General features: G+C 61.8%; 1 protein-coding gene. It reads left to right on the plus strand.

The window, feature by feature from the left end; all coding sequences use genetic code 11:
* Window positions 1-727: IS5 family transposase (locus tag ACNQQL_RS36010; RefSeq protein WP_347069699.1), on the plus strand; the 727-nt coding region annotated here is incomplete at both ends.

A 727-nucleotide genomic window follows, 5' to 3' on the forward strand; every position in this document is an offset into this window, starting at 1 on the left:
CGACGGTGAAGCTGGAAGACTTCGTGCCGGCCGATCACCCGTTGCGGCCGCTGCGGCTGCTGGTCAATCAGGCACTGAAGCGACTCAACGGACTGTTCGGTACGATCTATGCCGACAGCGGTCGCGCGTCGATTGCGCCCGAGAAGTTGCTGCGTGCGCTGTTGCTGGAGGTGTTTTACTCGGTACGCAGCGAACGCATGCTGATGGAGCAGATGCGCTACAACCTGCTGTTCCGATGGTTCGTCGGCTTGGCCATCGAAGACGCCGTCTGGGACCACTCGGTGTTCTCGAAGAACCGCGACCGGCTGCTTGAGCACGAAGTGATCGAGGCGTTCTTTACCGAAGTCATGAGCTTGGCGGACAAGCAAGGGTTGCTGTCCAGAGAGCACTTCTCAGTCGATGGCACGCTGATCCAGGCGTGGGCCAGTCACAAGAGCTTCCGTCCCAAGGACGGCTCGGACGATCCGCCGGCCGGCGGCGGACGTAATGCCGACACGGACTGGAAAGGCAAACGGCGCAGCAACGATACTCATGAGTCGAGCACGGATCCGGACGCCCGGTTGTTCAAGAAGAGCAAAGGTACGCCGTCCATCCTGTGCTACCACGGTCACATCCTGATGGAGAACCGTTCGGGCTTGGTGGTCGGTGCCGTGGTGAGCCATGCCGACGGCTTCGCCGAACGCGCCAATGCGTTGCGCCTGCTCGGTTGCGTGCCTGGGCGTCATGC

It is taken from the genome of Burkholderia sp. LFS061, from assembly GCF_047978125.1.
Taxonomy (GTDB): Bacteria; Pseudomonadota; Gammaproteobacteria; order Burkholderiales; family Burkholderiaceae; genus Burkholderia; species Burkholderia pyrrocinia_C.